This is a genomic window from Thermoanaerobaculia bacterium (assembly GCA_035717485.1).
Lineage (GTDB): Bacteria > Acidobacteriota > Thermoanaerobaculia > UBA5066 > DATFVB01 > DATFVB01.
This window is the reverse complement of sequence record DASTIQ010000283.1, coordinates 55,970-74,223: the sequence shown is the minus strand read 5'-3', so window position 1 is coordinate 74,223 and position 18,254 is coordinate 55,970. Positions and strand designations below refer to the sequence as shown.

Annotated in this window: 14 protein-coding genes, 1 tRNA gene and 1 pseudogene; 11 read left to right on the top strand and 5 right to left on the bottom strand. The window is 66.6% G+C overall.

Annotated elements, in window-relative coordinates; genetic code table 11:
• The coding region (locus VFS34_14960; protein ID HET9795750.1) for a helix-turn-helix domain-containing protein at positions 1 to 365 on the bottom strand (365 nt) is incomplete at its 3' end.
• 218 nt (positions 366 to 583) lie between these two features.
• On the opposite strand from VFS34_14960, the gene VFS34_14955 reads away from it, so the two are divergent.
• From VFS34_14955 to VFS34_14920, 8 genes and pseudogenes are all read left to right on the top strand, one after another.
• Positions 584 to 1,285 (top strand): PTS sugar transporter subunit IIA, encoded by a 702-nt coding sequence (locus VFS34_14955; protein HET9795749.1) that lies wholly within the window; start codon positions 584 to 586, stop codon positions 1,283 to 1,285.
• A gap of 88 nt (positions 1,286 to 1,373) precedes the next feature.
• Positions 1,374 to 2,054, top strand: a complete 681-nt coding sequence (locus VFS34_14950) for a PTS sugar transporter subunit IIA (protein HET9795748.1) — start codon at positions 1,374 to 1,376, stop codon at positions 2,052 to 2,054.
• Positions 2,048 to 4,033: a proton-conducting transporter membrane subunit gene (locus tag VFS34_14945; GenBank protein ID HET9795747.1), complete on the top strand. Its 1,986-nt coding sequence runs from the start codon at positions 2,048 to 2,050 to the stop codon at positions 4,031 to 4,033. Before VFS34_14950 ends, VFS34_14945 begins: the two co-directional genes overlap by 7 nt.
• Positions 4,034 to 4,037: 4 nt before the next feature.
• Complete coding sequence (locus tag VFS34_14940; GenBank protein ID HET9795746.1) at positions 4,038 to 4,958, top strand: NADH-quinone oxidoreductase subunit H; 921 nt, start codon at positions 4,038 to 4,040, stop codon at positions 4,956 to 4,958.
• Entirely contained in the window at positions 4,955 to 5,608 is a 654-nt protein-coding gene (locus tag VFS34_14935) for a hydrogenase (GenBank protein HET9795745.1), read from the top strand. Before VFS34_14940 ends, VFS34_14935 begins: the two co-directional genes overlap by 4 nt.
• Before the next feature lie 5 nt (positions 5,609 to 5,613).
• Positions 5,614 to 7,059 (top strand): proton-conducting transporter membrane subunit, encoded by a 1,446-nt coding sequence (locus VFS34_14930; protein ID HET9795744.1) that lies wholly within the window; start codon positions 5,614 to 5,616, stop codon positions 7,057 to 7,059.
• Positions 7,060 to 7,062: 3 nt separating this feature from the next.
• Positions 7,063 to 8,631, top strand: coding sequence for a hydrogenase (locus tag VFS34_14925; protein ID HET9795743.1), 1,569 nt, complete (start codon positions 7,063 to 7,065; stop codon positions 8,629 to 8,631).
• 10 nt (positions 8,632 to 8,641) lie between these two features.
• Positions 8,642 to 9,388 (top strand): annotated as a pseudogene (locus VFS34_14920) (4Fe-4S binding protein).
• Positions 9,389 to 9,875: 487 nt separating this feature from the next.
• On the opposite strand, the gene VFS34_14915 reads toward VFS34_14920, so the two are convergent.
• Positions 9,876 to 9,951, bottom strand: a tRNA-Phe gene (locus VFS34_14915).
• A 77-nt stretch (positions 9,952 to 10,028) separates the two neighbouring features.
• On the opposite strand from VFS34_14915, the gene VFS34_14910 reads away from it, so the two are divergent.
• Both VFS34_14910 and VFS34_14905 read left to right on the top strand, forming a co-directional pair.
• Positions 10,029 to 10,994, top strand: coding sequence for a hypothetical protein (locus tag VFS34_14910; protein ID HET9795742.1), 966 nt, complete (start codon positions 10,029 to 10,031; stop codon positions 10,992 to 10,994).
• A complete protein-coding gene (locus VFS34_14905) occupies positions 10,991 to 12,724 on the top strand; it encodes a cytochrome c biogenesis protein CcdA (GenBank protein HET9795741.1) in 1,734 nt (577 codons plus the stop codon). The genes VFS34_14910 and VFS34_14905 overlap by 4 nt, the downstream gene beginning before the upstream one ends.
• A 13-nt stretch (positions 12,725 to 12,737) precedes the next feature.
• On the opposite strand, the gene VFS34_14900 is transcribed toward VFS34_14905, so the two are convergent.
• The 3 genes from VFS34_14900 to VFS34_14890 all read right to left on the bottom strand — a co-directional run bounded on the left by VFS34_14900 (position 12,738) and on the right by VFS34_14890 (position 17,797).
• The gene (locus tag VFS34_14900; protein HET9795740.1) at positions 12,738 to 13,715 is read right to left on the bottom strand and encodes a putative sulfate exporter family transporter; all 978 of its coding nucleotides are present in this window, start codon (positions 13,713 to 13,715) and stop codon (positions 12,738 to 12,740) included.
• A gap of 12 nt (positions 13,716 to 13,727) precedes the next feature.
• A complete protein-coding gene (locus tag VFS34_14895; GenBank protein HET9795739.1) occupies positions 13,728 to 14,300 on the bottom strand; it encodes a hypothetical protein in 573 nt (190 codons plus the stop codon).
• A 95-nt stretch (positions 14,301 to 14,395) separates the two neighbouring features.
• Positions 14,396 to 17,797 (bottom strand): fibronectin type III domain-containing protein, encoded by a 3,402-nt coding sequence (locus tag VFS34_14890; protein ID HET9795738.1) that lies wholly within the window; start codon positions 17,795 to 17,797, stop codon positions 14,396 to 14,398.
• A gap of 125 nt (positions 17,798 to 17,922) precedes the next feature.
• On the opposite strand from VFS34_14890, the gene VFS34_14885 reads away from it, so the two are divergent.
• Complete coding sequence (locus VFS34_14885; GenBank protein HET9795737.1) at positions 17,923 to 18,219, top strand: hypothetical protein; 297 nt, start codon at positions 17,923 to 17,925, stop codon at positions 18,217 to 18,219.
• Positions 18,220 to 18,254: the final 35 nt, after the last annotated feature.

Sequence of the window (18,254 nt, the reverse complement as noted above, 5' to 3'; positions counted from 1 at the left end):
AGGCTTTCCCGTTCCATGATGGATGCATAGATGCGCTCCTTCGCCGCCGGCTCCGGACTCTCCGTCAGGTTGAGCGAGGCTCGATGGATCGCGTTGCGGATCAGTGTTCCGGCGTCCGAGTCCGGAACATCGAGGAAGATGTTGTTCTCGTCCATGTGAGAAAAGAGACGAACCAGGGAACCGACTTCCTCCACAGGCTGCAACGGAGGTTCATCCCCAGTCCGTCGCTTCAGGAGCCACTGCTCGACATCGCTCGCCCGGAAGGCCCAGCGGCCGCCGACCCGAAGAGCCTTTAGTTCATTCGCGAGTCGATAGACGCTACTCGTCGAGAGTGAGAGGTACTCGGAAATCTCGGCGACCGTCATCGTCCGATCGTTTTCGGACTTGGTCTTCTTTCCCTGTCCCTGCATCGCTGGCTGAGCTTCGTGAAAGAGAGTCACGCTATCCCTTTACGTATTTTGATGTAATTCGACGTAAAATAACAATGTTTCTTGACATCCGATGCATTCTAACGGTGAAATACGCTGGATGTCAATCGTTCAAGTCTTTCCGGCGAGGGCTTAAGGGGATGGAGGATCGTCTGATGACGATCAAGCAGCTCGCCGGGTACCTGAGCGTCAACGATCGCACGGTGCTCAAGCTGGTCTCCGATGGAGTACTTCCCGGCGTAAAAGTCGGAAATCAATGGCGGTTCCGGAAGGCGATGATCGACATCTGGTTGGATGACCAGATGCTTGGGGTCATGCCCCGGTACCTGGATCCGCCGAAGCTGAACGGGTCGCCGAGGCGAATGCTCGAGCTCGCGAGCTGCTTTCAGCCAGATCACATCATTCCCGAGCTCGAAGCGGAAACCAAGAATACCGTTGTCGAAGAGCTGGCCGAGTTGGCGGCCCGATTGGGTCTCATCGGTGACAAGACGTGGTTCGTGGGCGCGCTCATCCAACGTGAGAACGTCATGCCGAGCGCCATGGGCAACGGCATCGCCTTTCTTCACACGCTCCGGCGCAACCCGCAGCAGGTCGTGCGGCCGTTCATGATTCTCGGCCGATCGCGTGATGGAATTGATTTCGACGCGCTCGACGGCGGACTCACCCATCTCTTCTTCGTCCTGGGCCTGAAGTTCGAAGAGCTGTACCTGCCATGGCTGTACAAGCTCTCGCAGATGTTCGCGGACAAGGACGCGGTGCTCGCCATCATGAAGGCACCCAATGCCGGCGCAATCTTCGAGGCCGTCGCCGCGGCGGAACGCCGGCTCGAGCCGGACGCGAAGGCCTCGCACCGATGAACAATGGATAGGGCCGCCCGCGCCCGAGCTGGCCGCGCTTCCTGATCGTCATGATCTACTTTCGGCATCCAGCGAGGTAACTGCGCCCGTGGATCTCAAAGTCCGGGATGTTGCTCGTCTGCTGAATGTCTCCGAACAGACTGTTTATCGGTGGGTTCGCGGCCGCGCGTTGCCCGCGCATCGAGTGCACGACCAGTATCACTTCAACCGCGTCGAGTTGCAGGAGTGGGCCGCTCTGCACAAGCATCGGGTATCTCCGGAACTCTTCGCCCCCAATGGATCGGCGAAGGAGCTCCCTGGCCTCCGTGAGGCAATCGAGCGGGGAGGGATCTATTACGCGATAGCCGGACAGGGCCGGAACGACGTCCTGGCGGCGGTGACGCGGCTGCCGGGCATCCCGGCCGGCGTGGATCGCCAACTGCTGCATCAACTTCTGGTCGCCCGGGAGGCCCTGGCCCCGACGAGCGTCGGCGACGGCATTGCCGTTCCCCACCCGCGTGATCCGGTCGTGGTACGCGTGGACCAGCCTGCGGTGTTTCTCTGCTTTCTCGAGCGCCCCGTCGACTTCGGCGCGTTGGACGGGCGGCCGGTGCGCGTCCTGTTCATGCTTCTCTCGCCGACGGTTCGAGATCACCTGCAGATGCTGGCGAAGCTCGCCGCCGCGCTCCACGATGAGGAGTTCAAGGAGTTGCTGGCCTCAGCCGCTCCGCGCGAGAAGATCCTGGACCGCCTCCGCGCGGTCAAAGGCGAGCGGGGCCAAGGTTGCTGACGATTATTCTCCTATCGATCGCCTGTCTGGGCGCGACCAGTTTCCTCTCCCTCTTCGTGGGCCACTCGGATCGAGCCGCCCTCGCCGTCGGCACGGTCGGTTCTGCGCTCGCCTGCCTGGCGGGAATCGCCGCTTCGCTCGGCGCCTTGATCGGCGGAGAAGAGCGGTCGCTCCGGTCGGCGTGGCCGTTACCGGCGGGAGAGCTCCACGTCGCATTGGACGCACTCTCCTCGTTCTTCCTCGTTTGCGTCTTCCTGGTGTCGGGACTGGCAGCCGTGTATGGCGGCGGCTATCTCCGGCCTTACATTGGTAAGCGGCGGCTCGCGCCCGCACTCTTCTTCTTCAATCTTCTCGTCGCGTCGATGGCGGTCGTCGCTATCGCGCGGGACGGCATTCTGTTTCTCGTCGCATGGGAAGTCATGTCGCTGACGTCCTTTTTCCTCGTCACCTTCGAGAGCGAGCGGGAAGAGACTCGCCGCGCCGCGATGACGTATTTGATCGCTTCCCAGCTCGGCGTGATTCTTCTCTTCGTACTGTTCGCGCTCCTCGGCCGCGGGTCCGGGAGCTACGACTTCGACATTCTCGGAACCGTGAGCGGGCGAACAACGGGCATCACGACAGTCTGTTTCCTGCTGGCGCTGGTGGGGTTCGGAACCAAGGCCGGTTTCTGGCCCGTCCACATCTGGCTCCCCGAAGCGCATCCAGCCGCGCCGAGCCATGTCTCCGCTCTCATGTCGGGGGTGATGATCAAAATGGGGATCTATGGGCTGCTGCGGACTCTGGCCTTCCTGGGGCCGCCGCCCGTGTGGTGGGGTGCAGTTCTTATCGCCATTGGAGCCGTTTCGGGAGTCGCTGGTGTGGTGTATGCCCTCGCGCAACACGACCTCAAGCGCCTGCTGGCCTACCACAGCGTCGAGAACATCGGCATCATCTTGCTGGGTATCGGCGTCGGCCTCCTGGGCCAGAGTCAGGGGAACGCTCCCGTTGCCTTCCTCGGTTACGCGGGAGGTCTTCTCCATGTTCTGAACCACGGGCTCTTCAAGGGGCTCCTCTTCCAGGGGGCCGGCAGCGTCCTTCATGGCACCGGCACGCGCGACATTGAATGCTTGGGCGGCCTTTACCGCCGCATGCCGACGACGGCGACGATGTTTCTCATCGGTTCCGTCGCCATCTGTGGTCTGCCGCCGCTCAACGGTTTTGTCAGTGAGTGGATGATCTACGTCGGGGCATTCCGGGGAGGGTCGACCCTTCCGACCGGTTGGGCCGTTTGGGCTCTCGCTTCGGTCCCGGCTCTGGCGCTCATCGGTGGTCTCGCCGCCGCGTGCTTCGTAAAGGCGTTTGGCGTCGTCTTCCTGGGTGAACCGCGCACGGGGGCGGCCCTGGATGCACACGAGGCGGGTTGGGTAATGCGAGCGCCGATGCTCCTGGGTGCGCTTTTGTGCATCGCGATTGGTCTTTGGCCCGCCGGCGCCATACGGATCGTGGCGCCTGCGGCGATGTTTCTGGGGAGGATGTCAGGCGCGATTCCGAACGCGGGCTCGCTCTCCGCAATCACTCGAGTGGGCGCCGTGCTCCTGGCTCTCGTCGTGTTGCTCGGCCTTCTCCGCCTCGCTCTCCTCCGCGGGCGGGAATTCTCTCAGGCCGCGACCTGGGGGTGCGGTTATGCGGCGCCGACCACTCGGATGCAGTACACGGCAGCCTCCTTTGCGCAACCGATCCTTCCGCTTTTCGGGCCCATGATCCATACGCGCGTCGACGAGCAGGGCCCCGACGGGTACTTCCCCGAGAAAGCCCACTACGAGGAGCACCTGGGTGACGTTGCCGGCGAACGCGTCCTGTTGCCGGCGACCAGGCTCGTGGTCCGGGCTCTGTCGCGGCTCCGTCCGATCCAGCAGGGCCGGCTTCAGCTGTACCTCGTCTACATCGCGGTGACTCTCGTCGTGCTCTTGGTCTGGCAGCTCACGGGAGTGGGACGTTGACGTGATGTCAAACCTCGGCCTACACGTCGGACTCCTTCTCGTCATGCCGCCGCTCCTGTTGAGCGTGATCAACAAGACCAAGGCCTGGTTCGCTGGCAGAGTCGGACCACCGCTCCTCCAGCCGTATCGCGACGTCTGGAAGCTGCTTCGAAAAGGAGCCGTTTACAGCCGGACCACGACCTGGCTCTTTCGCGCCGGCCCGATTGTCTCGCTCGCGGCCGTATTGTGCGCCGGCCTCGTCCTTCCTCTGGCGGCGAACGCGTCGCCCCTCGGCTTTCCCGGCGACGTCGTCGCTTTTGCCTATTTGCTGGCGCTCGGGCGCTTCTTCACCATGGTCGCCGCATTGGACACAGGGTCGAGCTTCGAGGGCATGGGGGCAAGCCGCGAGGCCGCATTCTCCGCGCTGGCAGAGCCGGCGCTCTTTCTTTCCCTGGCAATCCTCTGCGTTCCAGCCCGGAGCGCGACGTTCTCGGACGCCTTCGGACGACTTCCGTGGACGACGTGGGGGTTCGAACATCCAACCTTCCTGGCTGCGGCACTTTCGCTCTTTGCCGTTCTTCTCGCGGAAAATTCACGCATCCCGGTGGACGATCCCAACACGCATCTCGAGCTGACGATGATCCACGAGGTCATGGTGCTCGATCACGGCGGCCCAGACCTCGGGTTCATCCTTTACGGGAGCGCCATCAAGCTCTTCGTGATTGGAGCGCTTCTCACCCACGTCCTTCTGCCGATTCCAGCCGACGGCGGATGGCGCGGCGTCGCCCTGCTCTGCGGCGGCGAGATCGGGCTCGCGGGGCTCATCGGCGTCGTCGAGTCGATGATGGCGCGGCTCCGGCTTTCCCGCGTGCCGCAGTTTCTGGTGGGGGCGACGGTGCTAGCGGCCGTCGGCCTCGGCGCCCTCTTCTACCGGGGAGCGCCATGACTGGCTCCGCCGACTTCCTGCTCCTGATCGTGGTGGCGCTGAGCCTCTCGATCGTCGCGACCGGCCGGCTGACGAGCTGCGTGCGGGCGTCGGCGCTGCAGGGCGTGGCTCTCTCGCTCTTGCCGCTCGCGCTTTGGGGGCGGGTGCTCGATCGCCACGTGGTCCCGGTCGCGCTCATGAGCCTGGGAGCCCTTGCCGTCAAGGCCGTCGTCATCCCGCTTCTGCTCTACCGCGCGATTCGCGAGGCCAACGTGCGCCGCGAGGCCGAGCCCTTCATCAGCCTGCACCTCTCCGTTCTGATCGCGGCGGCGCTGGTGGGATTCTCGTTCTGGCTGGGAACGGTCCTCGTCCTGCCGAAGCCCGCGCCGACGCCGCTTCTCGTCCCGATGGCTTTCGCGACGCTTCTCATCGGATTTCTTGTCTTGATCGTTCGGCGAAAGGCAATCACGCAGGTCGTGGGCTACCTGATGCTCGAAAACGGCATCTTCATTTTTGGTCAGATATTGGCCGAGGAGATCCCGCTTGCGGTCGAGCTGAGCATCCTTCTGGATCTCCTCGTCGGCGTCTTCGTGATGGGAATCGCGATCAATCACATCAGCCGCGAATTCGAGCACATCGACACCGAGCTGCTCTCGACGCTGAAGGACTGACGACAATGGCATGGGTTCTGCCCTTCCTCGTTCTCGCGCCGGCCACCCTGGGGCTCGCGGCGCTCGCGGTCAGAAATCTCCGCGTGGGTCTCGGCATCCTTCTTTCCGCGGCGTTGCTGCATGTCGCGGCCACCGCCTTCCTTTGGGGCGGAGCTCCGTCGATCAGCTTCGGGGCGCTCTTGCAGCTCGACGTGACAGGGCTCATCTTTCTGTCCATCACCAGCGTCCTCTTCCTGCTGGTCGCGATCTACACAGTGCCCTACATCCTCCAGGGCACTCACGACAAGCAATCTGCGCCGCATCGCTTCGTGCCTTGCCTGCTCGGGTTTCTCGCAGCGATGACTTTGGTGTCGGTCACGCAAAACCTGGCGCTGATGTGGGCGGCTGTCGAGGGAACGACGCTCGCGAGCGCTCCGCTGGTGTACTTCTATCGCCGGCGGGGAGCGCTCGAGGCGGCCTGGAAATATTTGCTCTTGTGCTCGGTAGGAATCGCTTTGGCGTTGCTCGGAAGTTTTTGCCTCGGAGTCGCGGCGTCCGGTGTATCTGGTTTGAGCGCCGGCCTGACTCTCGACGCGCTCAGGAGCGCGGCGCCTTCGATGGCACGGCCGTGGCTCAAGACGGCCTTCGTCCTCGCTCTGGTGGGCTATGGAACGAAGATGGGCCTGGCCCCTCTCCACACGTGGCTTCCGGACACGCACAGCCAGGCCCCATCGCCCGTGTCGGCCCTGTTCTCGGGGGCCCTCCTCAACTGCGCCTTTCTGGCGATCCTGCGCTTCTTCCAGGTCTGCCTGGCTTCCGGAGATTCCGCGTTCGCCCGAACGCTGCTCATCGTCCTCGGATTCGTGTCGATCGGTGTCGCGAGCGCGTTCATGGTGGGTCAGCGAGACTACAAGCGCCTCTTCGCGTACTCGAGCATCGAGAACATGGGAATAATGGCCGCCGGCGTGGGGCTCGGAGGCGCCGCGACCTACGGCGCGATTTTCCACTCTGTGAATCATTCGCTCTGCAAGGCGGGACTCTTCCTTCTGTCCGGCAACGTCCTCCGCTCCTTCGGCACGACCTCGGCGCGCGAAGCGCACGGAGTACTCGCAAGGATTCCCGTCACGGGCGTCCTCATGATGGCGCTCTTCCTCGCCATCGGCGGGGTGCCGCCTTTCGGACCATTCTGGAGCGAGTTCTTGATCTTCCAGGCCGCACTGAGGGGGCTTCATGCGTGGGTTGGTGTTCTTTTCGTTTCGCTCTTGACGGTGGCGTTCCTGGGCATGGCCGGAGTTCTTCTCCCCATGCTCCAGGGGACACCTGCCGAAGGCGCGACTCGTGTCCGGGAGCCAAAGCTTTCGGTCCTTGCGCCGTTGGCCCTCACGATTGGAGCGCTCGCGGTCGGGATTTACCTGCCGCCGATCCTCGCCGATGCGCTGCACCGGGCCGCCAGCATGCTCGGGGGAAGCTGACCAATGACTCCTCGTTTTGCTTCGCCGCTTTGGACCCGGAACGGCTTCGCGGTTGCCCGAGCGAACGTCCCGGATGTTCCTGTCGCGGATTTTCGGAAGCTTTGCGTCGATATCTGCTCCCAGGGCGGCCGACTCGCCGCGCTGTGCACGCTGCCGGGAGAGCGCCAGGATCCGGATGAAAAACCGGAAATCCTTGCCGTGCTCGCCGACGACGCCGACGGACGCGTCGGTCTGCTTCGGACCTGTGCCTCCGGCAGCCGGAGCTATCCGGCGCTCTCGACGAGACTTCCCCAGGCACAGGCGTTCGAGCGTGAACTGTTCGAAGACCACGGCATCTGCCCCGACGGCCATCCCTGGTTGAAAGCCCTGCGCCGACATGCCGATCTCGAGGCGGGGCCGGGCAACGACGGCGTGAGCTCGCCAGCACATCCATTTTTCCGCCTCGAAGGCTCAGGTATTCACGAGGTCGCCGTCGGTCCCGTCCATGCGGGCATCATCGAGCCCGGGCACTTCCGCTTCCAGTGCTCCGGGGAGACCGTTCATCACCTGGAGATTCAGCTCGGCTACCAGCATCGGGGCGCGGAAGCCCTGCTTCTCAAGTCGTCGCCGGCCCGGCGCCTGGCGGTCGCGGAGTCGATCGCGGGAGACACGGCCGTGGGCCACGCGCTCGCTTACTGCGCGGCTATCGAGGCGCTGGCAGGCGTCGAGCTCCCGCTCTACGCGCAAGCCGTGCGGGGGATCGCGCTGGAGCTGGAGCGGCTTGCCAACCACGTCGGCGACCTGGGAGCGCTCTGCAACGACATTGGTTATCTGGCCGGCGCTTCCTGGTTTGGACGGCTTCGAGGCGAGTTCCTGAACTTGCTGATGGAGCTCTCCGGCAACCGCTTCGGGCGGGGACTCGTCAATCTGGGCGGTATTCGCTTTGGGCTGTCAGCGGAGCAGCGCGAGGGTTTCCTCGCTCGCCTGGCTAAGGCGGAGCGTGATCTTCGGGACACGGCACAAGTGACGTTCAACTCGCCGACCGTGGGATCGCGGTTCGAGCACACCGGAGTCGTGACGCGCGAGGTGGCGGAAGCGCTCGGTCTGGTCGGACCGGTCGCTCGCGCCAGCGGCTGCGACCGAGACGTACGGCGCGACCACCCGTTCGGCATCTTCCGTTTCGCTCACATCCCGGTGGCGCTCGTCGAGTCGGGGGACGTGATGGCGCGTGCTCTCGTTCGCTGGCTCGAGACGCAGCGTTCGAATACGTTCCTGCGTGAGCAGATCAACGAGCTTCCCCGGGAGTCCCTGTCCGTGGACATCCCCGGGCTGGATGTCAGCGGGGGTCCGGGCGGTTCCCCGAGCTCCCTGGCGCCCGAGAGCCTCGCCGTGTCGATGGTCGAGGGCTGGCGAGGCGAAATCGTGCACGTGGCCGTCACCTCCGCAGATGGCCAGCTTGCCGGCTACAAGATCGTCGATCCCTCTTTTCATAATTGGTTCGGGCTGACGATGGCCCTGCGCGGCAATCAGATCTCGGACTTCCCTCTCTGCAACAAGAGCTTCAATCTCTCCTACGCAGGCCACGATCTATGACGAGGCAAAGATGCTTGACCTGCTGAAAGCGCGCGTGCGGCAGGGGCACCGGACGACGAGATTCCCCAACGAGTCGGGGCAGCTGCCCGCGCGCTTTCGCGGTCGCCCGGTCCTAGACGAATCGAGGTGCCGGGAAGCTTGCCGCGCCTGCGCGGACGCGTGTCCGACTCTGGCGATCGCGACAGATCCGCTTCGCATCGACCTCGGGGCCTGCCTGTTCTGCACGGTATGCCAGGAGGCGTGCCCGGAGGGCGCGATCGTCTACACGCCGGACCACCGCCTCGCCGCACGTTCCCGTGCTGACCTCGTCGTCTCCGGGAGGCAAGCACGACTCGCCACCGCGCTTGAAGAGGAGATGCGAAGACTCTTCGGCCGTTCCTTGAAGCTTCGCCATGTTTCGGCTGGAGATTGCAGCGGCTGCGCGGCGGAGCTGACGGCGATGAGCAACGTGGTCTTCGACCTCAGCCGTTTCGGAATCCAATTCGTAGCCTCGCCGCGCCATGCCGACGGCATCGTCGTCACGGGTCCCGTGACGACCAACATGGAGTACGCACTTCGAGAGACTTACGCGGCGGTTCCTGAGCCGAAGATCGTGATTGCGGTTGGGGCCTGCGCGATCAGTGGCGGCCCGTTCGCCGGCGCGGCGGCCTCACACGGCGGGGTCCCGGCGGACATTCAGGTCGATCTCTACATCCCCGGTTGTCCGCCCCACCCGCTGACGATCCTCGACGGGCTTCTTCGGCTTCTCGGCCGCATCGATCGCGGGGGAAGGGAACGCCTCCGGAAGACCGCTAAGAATTACGGGGAAGCCTTGCAGGCAGAAGCAGTCCGCGCGGGCACGAAGCGGGCCGAGGCGACCGTCAAATCTCTCGGGGCTGACCTTACGAGGCAGGATCGTTGACTTTCTTCGCCGTCGGGAATTCAGCGAGAAGGACATCTTGCCCACCGGACGACGTTGTTCTCGAAAGCCCGAGTTGTGGCGGGAAGGTAGGTGAGGACCGCGAGGCTCCCGCTCGGACCGGCTCCAACCGAAGCCGAGCGAGCTGCGCCGCCGCACGCCAAACTAAAACACGAGGCCACTCTCCCCCTATGCTCTCGTCCTCGCGTTTGACGCTCCTTTGACCGAAGAGGAGAGCTCGGCGGGCTTCTCGAGTGTTCAGGAGGGAACTCGTGGCAAACGCCGATTTGATCACCTCGGGTGAGGTCTGAGCCGCGAGCCGACGCGTTCCTCTTGGGTTAGCGGATGGTGCCCAGGGACGGAATTGAACCGCCGACGCAGGGATTTTCAGTCCCTCGCTCTACCGACTGAGCTACCTGGGCAGGTCGGAGCACGCGAAAATAGCAGGAGGGGTCCTGCGGCGTCAATGAAGCCGTCGCGATTTCGCTATGCTTCGCGAATGGGGAATTCCGCCCATTGCCGCCGCGTTCTCCGGGCCACGGAGGACTTCGTGATCCGATCGACGACCGTCGCCGCCATCCTGCTCCTCGCCGCCGCGGGCCTGGCCGCCGCGACCGAGGCTCCGCCGTCGTCCGCTCCGGTCCCGCCGGCCACCTCCGAACGGCTTCCCTCCGGTCCCGGAAAAGCGGAGTGGGAAGACACCTTCGCGAAGGCGCGGGAGAAGGCCGATCGGGAAGGGCGGGTCGTGTACGTTGAATTCTCCGAGGAGAAGTGCGGGAACTGCGCCCGGATGCAGGGCCTCCTCTACCCGGCGGTGAATTTCGAGATGATGCTCCTCCGGATGGTCCCCGTGCGGCTCGCTCCCGGGAGCGCGGAAGCCGCGCCGCTCGCCGAGCGCTACGGAATCAACGAATCGCCCGCGGTCCTGATCCTCTCTCCGGGGGGCGTGCTCATCTTCCGCGTCAACGGGTTCGACAACGCCACCGAGTTCTACCGTCACGTCCGCAGCTCGATGGCGGAATGGGACAAGCTTCACGTGAAGATGATCCACGAGCCGGAGTTCCGCGATGATCCGAAGGAAGAGCTCGCCCTGGGCATGGAGCTGCTCCGCCGCATGGCCCCGGAGGAAGCGGCGCCGCGGCTCGAGCGGGCGGGCCGGTCGAAGACCGCGGATCCGGCGACCCGCGACATCGCGCTGACCTCGCTGGCGACGGCGCAGTACCGCATGAAACGGTTCGACGAGGCGCGGGCGACGCTCGACGAGGTCCTCAAGACTTCCCGGAATCCGGCGGCGCGGGAGGAGGCCGAGCTCTCGCGCGGCGCGGTCGAGCTCGCCGAGGGGCACCGCGAGGAAGCGCGGAGGACGATCTCCGCATTCCTTCGCGAACATCCCGAGAGCAAGCTCGCCGACAACGCGCGACAGCTGCTGACCTCGATCCCCGCCGAGGGGCCGGCGCCGCGATGACGAAGAAGGTCCTCGCGGCGCTTCTCCTGCTCGTCCCGGCCTCCGGGTGGGGGCAGCGGTCGGCGTCGCTCCTGAAGGTGACGGCGTCGGCGTCTCCCTCCGCCGTCGCTCCCGGCGGCGCCATCACGCTGAAGATCGACGCGGAGCTCGCGCCGGGATGGCACGTCAACGCCCACAAGCCGTCGGAGGACTACCTGATTCCGACGGAAGCGAAGGTCACGGACGCCGCCGGCCTGACGTTCTCGGATTTCATCTACCCCGCGGCGCAGACGGTCAAGTTCTCGTTCTCGGAGAAGCCGCTCGCGGTCTACGCGGGAAAGTTCTCGATCACCGCGAGCGGGACCGCGCCGCGGTCCGTCGCGGCCGGAGCGCACTCCATCCAGGGCTCTCTCGCCTTCCAGCCGTGCAACGACCAGCAGTGCCTCGCTCCCGCGAGCGTCCCGTTCCACGCCGAGGTCGCGGTCTCGGGAGGCTCCGGCGCCGCCGCCGCGGCCACCGACGCCGGTCCCGGCGCCGGGTCCGGCACGGCCGCGGCCGGAGACTTCGGGGCGGTGCTTTCCCGACGCGGCTGGCTCGTCGGATTCCTCGTCCTGTTCCTGGGCGGCCTCGCCCTGAATCTCACGCCCTGCGTCTACCCGATCATCCCGATCACGATCGGCTTCTTCGGGGGGCAATCGCGGGGAAAGACCGGGAAGCCCGTGGGCCTCGCCGCGACCTACGTGCTCGGAATGGCCCTCACGTACTCGACGCTCGGCGTCGTCGCCGCCTTGTCCGGGAAGCTCTTCGGCTCCGCGCTCCAGTCCCCCTGGGTGCTCGGCGGCATCGCACTGGTCTTCGTCGGCCTGTCGCTCTCGATGTTCGGGCTCTACGACATCAATCCGCCGCGCTTCGTGATGGACCGCGCCGGCGCGAAGAAGGGTTTCGGCGGCGCATTCGGGATGGGCCTCCTCGTCGGAGTCGTCGCCGCGCCCTGCCTCGGCCCGTTCGTTCTCGGCCTCCTCACGTTCGTCGCGGCCCGGCGCGATCCGGTTCTCGGTTTCGTCATGTTCTTCGTCCTCTCGGTGGGGCTCGGCCTCCCCTACCTCTTCCTCGCGTCTTTCTCCGGCGCCCTCACGAAGCTTCCTCGCGCCGGCGCCTGGATGGTCGAGATCAAGAAGGTCTTCGGATTCGTGCTGCTCGCCATGGCCGCGTATTTCGGAAGATTCCTCCTCCCGGACGCGGCGCGCCGGTGGGCCGTTCCCGCCGTGCTCGGCCTGGGAGCCCTCTATCTCCTGTTCTCCGCGCTTCGCTCCAAGGCCCCGCCCATGGCAAGGGCGGCCGTGGGCAGCGCGGCGATCGTCTTCCTCGGCGCGGCCGCGTTCTTCGCGCGCCCTCAGGGGGGTCAGCCCCTTCCGTTCGTCCCCTACGATGCTTCGCGGATCGCTCAGGCGACGCGTCCGGCGATGATCGACTTCTCCGCCGATTGGTGCGCGCCGTGCCACGAGCTCGAGGACGAGACCTTCGCCGACCCCCGGGTGCGGCGGGCGCTCGCGGGAACGGCCCTCTTCAAGGCCGACATGACGCGGCAGGACTCGCCCGAAGCGATCGCGCTGTCGACCAAGTTCAACGTCCAGGGGATGCCGACGGTCATCTTCCTGGACGCGCAGGGGCGGGAAATCCCGGGGACGCGTCTCGTCGGTTTCGAACCGCCGGAGCGGTTCCTGCAGCGACTTTCGAAGATCTCTTCGTAGGCGCGGGTCGCCTTCAGACGCTCCGCATCACGACGAGGAGCGAGCCGGCCGCGATCGCGATCCAGAGAAGGATCCCCTGCACGAGCGTCCGCCACCCCACCGCCCGAAGGGCGCGCCTCGACAGCCCGGCACCGATCAGGAAGAGGGTCACCGTCATTCCGATCCGCGCGACCGAGGCGATCTTCGGGCTCGCGGCGGCAATCGGCGCGGAGAAGCTCCGCACGAGCGACGCCGCGACGAAGAGGCCGATGAACCACGGTATCGGAACTCGCGCCCGTCGGGCGCCCGGGTCGCGCCGCCGGTGGAATGCCGCGGCCGCCATCGTCAGCGGCACGATCCACAGCGCGCGCGAGAGCTTGACCGCGGTCGCGCGCTGGAGCGCCGCGAGGCCGTACACGGAGCTCGCGCCGACGACCGAAGAGATGTCGTGGATCGCCACCCCCGCCCACGTTCCGAACTGCTGTTGCGTGAGGTGCAGGAGATGTCCGAGCGGCGGAAAGAGGTAGAGCGCCGCGCCGTTCAGGAGGAAGACCGTCCCGATCGCGACGCTCATCTCGCTCTCGGCCGCGCCGATCACCGACCCGACCGCCGCGATCGCCGAGCCGCCGCAGATGGCGGTTCCCGCCGAGACGAGGAGGGACGTCGTGCGATCGACCGCGAGCAGGCGACGCACGAGAAGGCCGAGTCCCATCGTCGCGGCGATCGTCGCCGCCGCGAAAATCATCCCGCTCGCGCCCGCGCGCAGGACCGTCGGCAGGTCCATGCTGAAACCGAGGAGAACGACCGAGATCTGCAGGAGGGATCGAGCCGCCGTGCGCGACGCCGCCGGGAGGGGGTTCTCGAGCGTCAACGCGAGCACGCCGCCGAGCGCCAGGGCCAGCGGAGGAGAGGCCCAGGGCGTCAGGCAGAAGACGAGCGCGGCCGCGGCGGCGACGAACGCGGCGGCGCGCGGCGCTCCGGGCACCGCGGTTTTCGGAACGGGCGCGTTCATCGCGCCGCGACGCTACCTCAAATCGTGCGGAGACGCATGATCGGGCCGGGAGGGCTCCTTCGTGCCCCGCTCGGCGTCCGGGATCGCCGCGACCGCGCGGAGCGCGATCTTCCGCGCGCGTTCGCGCTTCTCGTCGGGCGTGCCCGGGCCGCCGACGCTCACGCGGACGAACGAGCTCCCGGCGAGCGCATAGAGCGCCCCGCTCGCGGGATTGCCGACCCAGAACGCCTCGTCTCCGACTCCCGGAACGGGCGCCGGGGGCGTCTTCGGGCGCTCCTCTTCCCCCCGCTCTTTTCCTCTCTCGCGACCTCCTTCGCCGTGGAACGTCTCCTGCCACCGCGCCCGGGCGCCGCCCGGCGCGGAGTCGGACGTCCACTCGAGGCTCACGGAGCGGGCCAGCGGATCGGCCTGGTAATAGCAGGCGCGCCGATCCACCCGGGGGCCCTTCGCGCGGCTCTCCTTGGTCGAGACGACTCTCGTTCCCTGCGCGGCGGCGACCACGTCCCGATCGACGAGGGAGCACGCCCCGGGAGCAGTCGGCGGCGCGGCCGCGGCGAGCACGACCGCGAAGACGGACAGCTGCATGGTCCCCCTCCCTCGAAGCCGCCGCGCGGCGCACCGGGCGGCGGGAAAGGCGGGCGCCGCACGCCGGCGGCGCCCGCGAATCGAAAATCCAGCGACTACCGGGACACGTACGGGGTCGTCGCGGTCCAGACGGTGACCGGGCCGGCGCTGACGTTCACGGTCTTGACGAGATACGTCCCCGCCGAGGCGGGAGCCTCGATCACGGCGGGACCCGAGGTGTTCGACGCCGTCGCGAGCACGGTCCCGGTCGAGCTCATGAGGACGAGCTGGATCGGAGCGGACGCGTCGGCCGCCAGAGCGACCGCCGTCGTCTTCGCCGGAAGAGATACCGTGCTGATCAGCTGCTGGGCCGCCGAGATCGTTCCGGTCGCATTCGTCGTCGATCCCGGACCGGCCGCCGGCTGCGCCGACGAAGAAGCGGAGGCGAGACAGAAACCGTCGACGTACGCGGCCCCGTTGATCGAGCGGAGCTCGAACGTGTGCGTCCCGGCGGCGAGTCCGTCGAAGGTGAGCGACGCGCCGAACTGCGGGCTCCGCACGTCGCCCTGCGGTCCGGCGAAGCTCACCGTTCCCTTCGCGATGCCGTCCACGTACACGAGCGCCGAGCCTCCTTTCGTGCTCGTTGCGTAGGAGTAGGCCAGTGTTCCCGTCTGCCCGGACGGAACCTGGAACGTCAGGCTCACGCCGTCGTTCGGGTTGCTGCCGAGGTGGAGCCGGTAGTGCCCGGCCGACGCGCCCGAGGCCTGCTCGAGGTGCCATCCGTTCGAATACGCGATCCGCGCGTCGTCGTCCTCCAGGCAGGTGGTCGTGACCTTCGGAGCGCACGCGCCGTTGCCGACGACGGCATACGTCCCGAGGGGGGTGGAATCGAGCGCCGTCGTCGAACGGAAGTTCTTCTGAGCGCTGTCGTACGGGAAGACCCGTCCGTAGAGCCCGCCGAGCAGGTCGCCCGGATTCGGATCCCCGACCTGCATTCGCGGAACGGTGATCCGGATCGTGCCGTCGGCGAAGTACTTCCCGTCGACCGGTCCGATCGGGTTCGGAACCGGGTTGGCGAGAACGAGTCCGATCGTCCCGAGGCTCACCGTGCCGTACTCGAAGCTCACGGCGCCCGTGTCGTCCGTGTTCATGCCGACGTAGTAGATCCCGTCGAAGGGGAAGTTCGGGATCGGCGGCGGAGCGGGATAGTTCCAGACGATCCGCCAGGCCCGGCCCGGAACGAGCGTCGAGAGATCGGCGACCTTCATCGTGAAGACGAGGTTCTCCGCGCCCGAGGAATCGTACGGCTCGGCGACCGAGACCGACTGGATGTCGACGTCGGCGTTCGCCGGCGCGCCCGTCTGGTCGCCGCTCGCATCCGCGACGACGCGGACGCCCGGAAGCGCGCACGGCGAGCCGACGACGTCGGTCACGCCGACCTCGCTGGCGGCGAGACCGCAGGAGGAGCTCTCTCCGACCGAGTTGTCGGTCGCGACGCTGTAGAAGTAGTTCACGCCGGGCGTCGCGGCCCGATCGAGATATCTCTGCGCCGTCGTCGTCGCGAGGAGCGTCGGCTGCGACTGGCCGTCGGCCCGGCGATACAGCTTGTACCCGGTGATCGGCGATCCGCCGCTGTCGGGCTCGGTCCATTCGACGTGAACGCCGGAAGCGTCCCGCGTCGCGGTCACGGCCGGATTCCCGGGAGCGACGGGCTCGGCGGGATCGAACTGGTGGAACAGGCGCCTGCCGCCCGACTGGATCGCGATCGACGCGAGCGCCGTGAAGGCATTCCCCGTCGCGGAGAACGGCGCGTCGACGCAAGGCCCCGTGCAGCCGTCGGCATAGGCGACGGCGACGCGTCCTTCCCGATCGACCGTCGCGTCGTTGAAGTCGAGGAGGTTGCGGCAGGTCACCGCGCCGCCCCCGAGCCAGATGCAGCCCCGCTGGACGGGATCGTCGGGGGTCGCGTCGACGGTCGTCCACGTCTGTCCGCCGTCGTAAGTGTGCGCGACGTAGAGGTGCCAGATGCCGCGGAAGCTCTGGCTCTGGAAGTCTCCGGCGGCGGGGGTCCCGAGAAAGGCATCGGCGGCGCGATCGTCGTCGCCGGCGATGACGGCCGGGAAGGCGGTGTTCCGGATCGCGAAGGAGGCTCCCACGTCCTGGCTCGGCGACCACGTGATGCCGGAAGCGGTGCGATGTCCGACGGCGATCATCGAGTGGCCGTTGCCGGCCTGGTAGGCGAAGTAGATCGTTCCGTTCGCGCCGATCCCGATCGAAGGATCGGAATCGCCGCTGGTGCTGTCGGGCACGGGAGAGACCGTCCACGTCGCGCCGTTGTCGGTCGAATAGACGGCCGCCTGAGGGGCGTTGCAGCTGCGGTTGGGCACGTAGACCGTTCCGTCCGGAGCGACCTTCACGTGCCCGTGGATCCCGATGCAGTCCTCGAAGGTGTAGATCGGAACGGCCGGCCCGAACGTCGCGCCGCCGTCGGCCGAGACCGCGCACATCGCGGTTTCGAGGTCCTGGGAGCAGTAATACACGGCATCCGGATAGGCGGCGCCGTTCGGGTCCCGGGTTAGGGGCGGGGCGAAGGGCCCCCCGCCGATCGTCTCGTGATCGATCCCGGAGTCGATCGCGCTCCCCTGGCTCGGAATCCAGAGATCTCCGTCGTCGTCGGAGAACGCGCCCTCGTTTCGACCGGTCAGGAGGAGCAGCATTCCCTCCCAGGTGCGGCCGGTCCGGGGATCGGTGAAGAGGATCGGATCGGAATCCTCCTGCGACGTCGGAGAGGACTTGTTCTCCCAGAGCGATTTCGCAAAGGAGGGACAGGAGCGATCGAACCCCACGCGCAGAGTCTGCACGTCGGACTGGAACATGAACTTCCCGGTCTTCCAGTCGGCGCCGATCGACGGCTCGCCGGCGCTCAGACCGAGGCCGCTCCCGGAGGCGGGCGTGTAGGTCTGATACCGGGGAACGCCCGGAACCGGCGGCGGGGAGGGAAGCGGCGGAGGCGTCGAATTGACGGTGAGCGTGATCGTTCCCGTGAACGTGTCGCCGCCGGCGCCGTGGTTGACCGCGTAGGGGACGACGAGGACGGTGTAGTCCGTATCGACCCGCGGAATCGCGGAGAAGCTCACGACCTCCGGGTCCGCGGCAGAGGCCGATTGCGCCACTTCGTTTCCGTTCGCGTCGAGAACCGTCATGTCGAAGTCGGACGAGGCGTCGGCCCAGCCGATCGAGACGGTCACGACGTAGGACGTTCCGTCGGTCGCCGGAATCGACACCTTCAGCGCATAAGAATCGCAAGGAAGTGCCGGGTCGGCACACGTCGGCGTGACGCCCCCGATCGGGGCCGAGTCGTTGTCGTAGTCGAATGGTCCCCCGGTATAGGTCAGCGTCGTGACGGTCGGAGAAAGCGTGCCCGAGGATGGCGATCCCGCGAAAGCGGCGGTCGTCGCCAGAATCGCGGCGAGCAACCCGATCGCCAGGGTCCGGTAGGCGCCCGAATTCGTCTGCATTGGTTCCTCCCCTTCGGGCAGGCTCACAATGCAACAATGGTACCACCACTACCTATAGCCATAGTTTCGCTACTACCCGATTGGCTTACAATCCGGTCATGGCTGGGTCGCCCCGAACTAAAGCATTGACAGAACTGACGCACCGGACCCGGAAGGCCCTGGATGAGTTTCGCGAGGAGCTCAAGCGAACCGCGCGCTGGAGCGCCGTCCACCAGGCCGCCTACAACGCCTGGAGGCGACATCTCGACGATTCCGAGAAGCACGCCCGCGAGGCGTCCGGCAAGACTCCGAAGGCCGCGTGGGACCTGGCGGTCGCCCAGGCCCGACGCGAGCGGGATTACTGGTCTTCGGCGACGGCGAAGGCCGCCGCCCACCCGACCCGGAAGATCGGCGTCGAGGTCTTCGACGCGGACACGGATTAGCCCGCCCTGTCCGACGGAGCGGCACGCGCCCGGCC

What these genes read in the sequence shown, in the direction of transcription:
- VFS34_14955 (HET9795749.1), top strand. Translation starts at nt 584, where the DNA reads ATGACGATCAAGCAGCTCGCCGGGTACCTGAGCGTCAACGATCGCACG.
- VFS34_14940 (HET9795746.1), top strand. Translation starts at nt 4,038, where the DNA reads ATGTCAAACCTCGGCCTACACGTCGGACTCCTTCTCGTCATGCCGCCG.
- VFS34_14935 (HET9795745.1), top strand. Translation starts at nt 4,955, where the DNA reads ATGACTGGCTCCGCCGACTTCCTGCTCCTGATCGTGGTGGCGCTGAGC.
- VFS34_14930 (HET9795744.1), top strand. Translation starts at nt 5,614, where the DNA reads ATGGCATGGGTTCTGCCCTTCCTCGTTCTCGCGCCGGCCACCCTGGGG.
- VFS34_14925 (HET9795743.1), top strand. Translation starts at nt 7,063, where the DNA reads ATGACTCCTCGTTTTGCTTCGCCGCTTTGGACCCGGAACGGCTTCGCG.
- VFS34_14910 (HET9795742.1), top strand. Translation starts at nt 10,029, where the DNA reads ATGGGGAATTCCGCCCATTGCCGCCGCGTTCTCCGGGCCACGGAGGAC.
- VFS34_14905 (HET9795741.1), top strand. Translation starts at nt 10,991, where the DNA reads ATGACGAAGAAGGTCCTCGCGGCGCTTCTCCTGCTCGTCCCGGCCTCC.
- VFS34_14900 (HET9795740.1), bottom strand. Translation starts at nt 13,715, where the DNA reads ATGAACGCGCCCGTTCCGAAAACCGCGGTGCCCGGAGCGCCGCGCGCC.
- VFS34_14895 (HET9795739.1), bottom strand. Translation starts at nt 14,300, where the DNA reads ATGCAGCTGTCCGTCTTCGCGGTCGTGCTCGCCGCGGCCGCGCCGCCG.
- VFS34_14890 (HET9795738.1), bottom strand. Translation starts at nt 17,797, where the DNA reads ATGCAGACGAATTCGGGCGCCTACCGGACCCTGGCGATCGGGTTGCTC.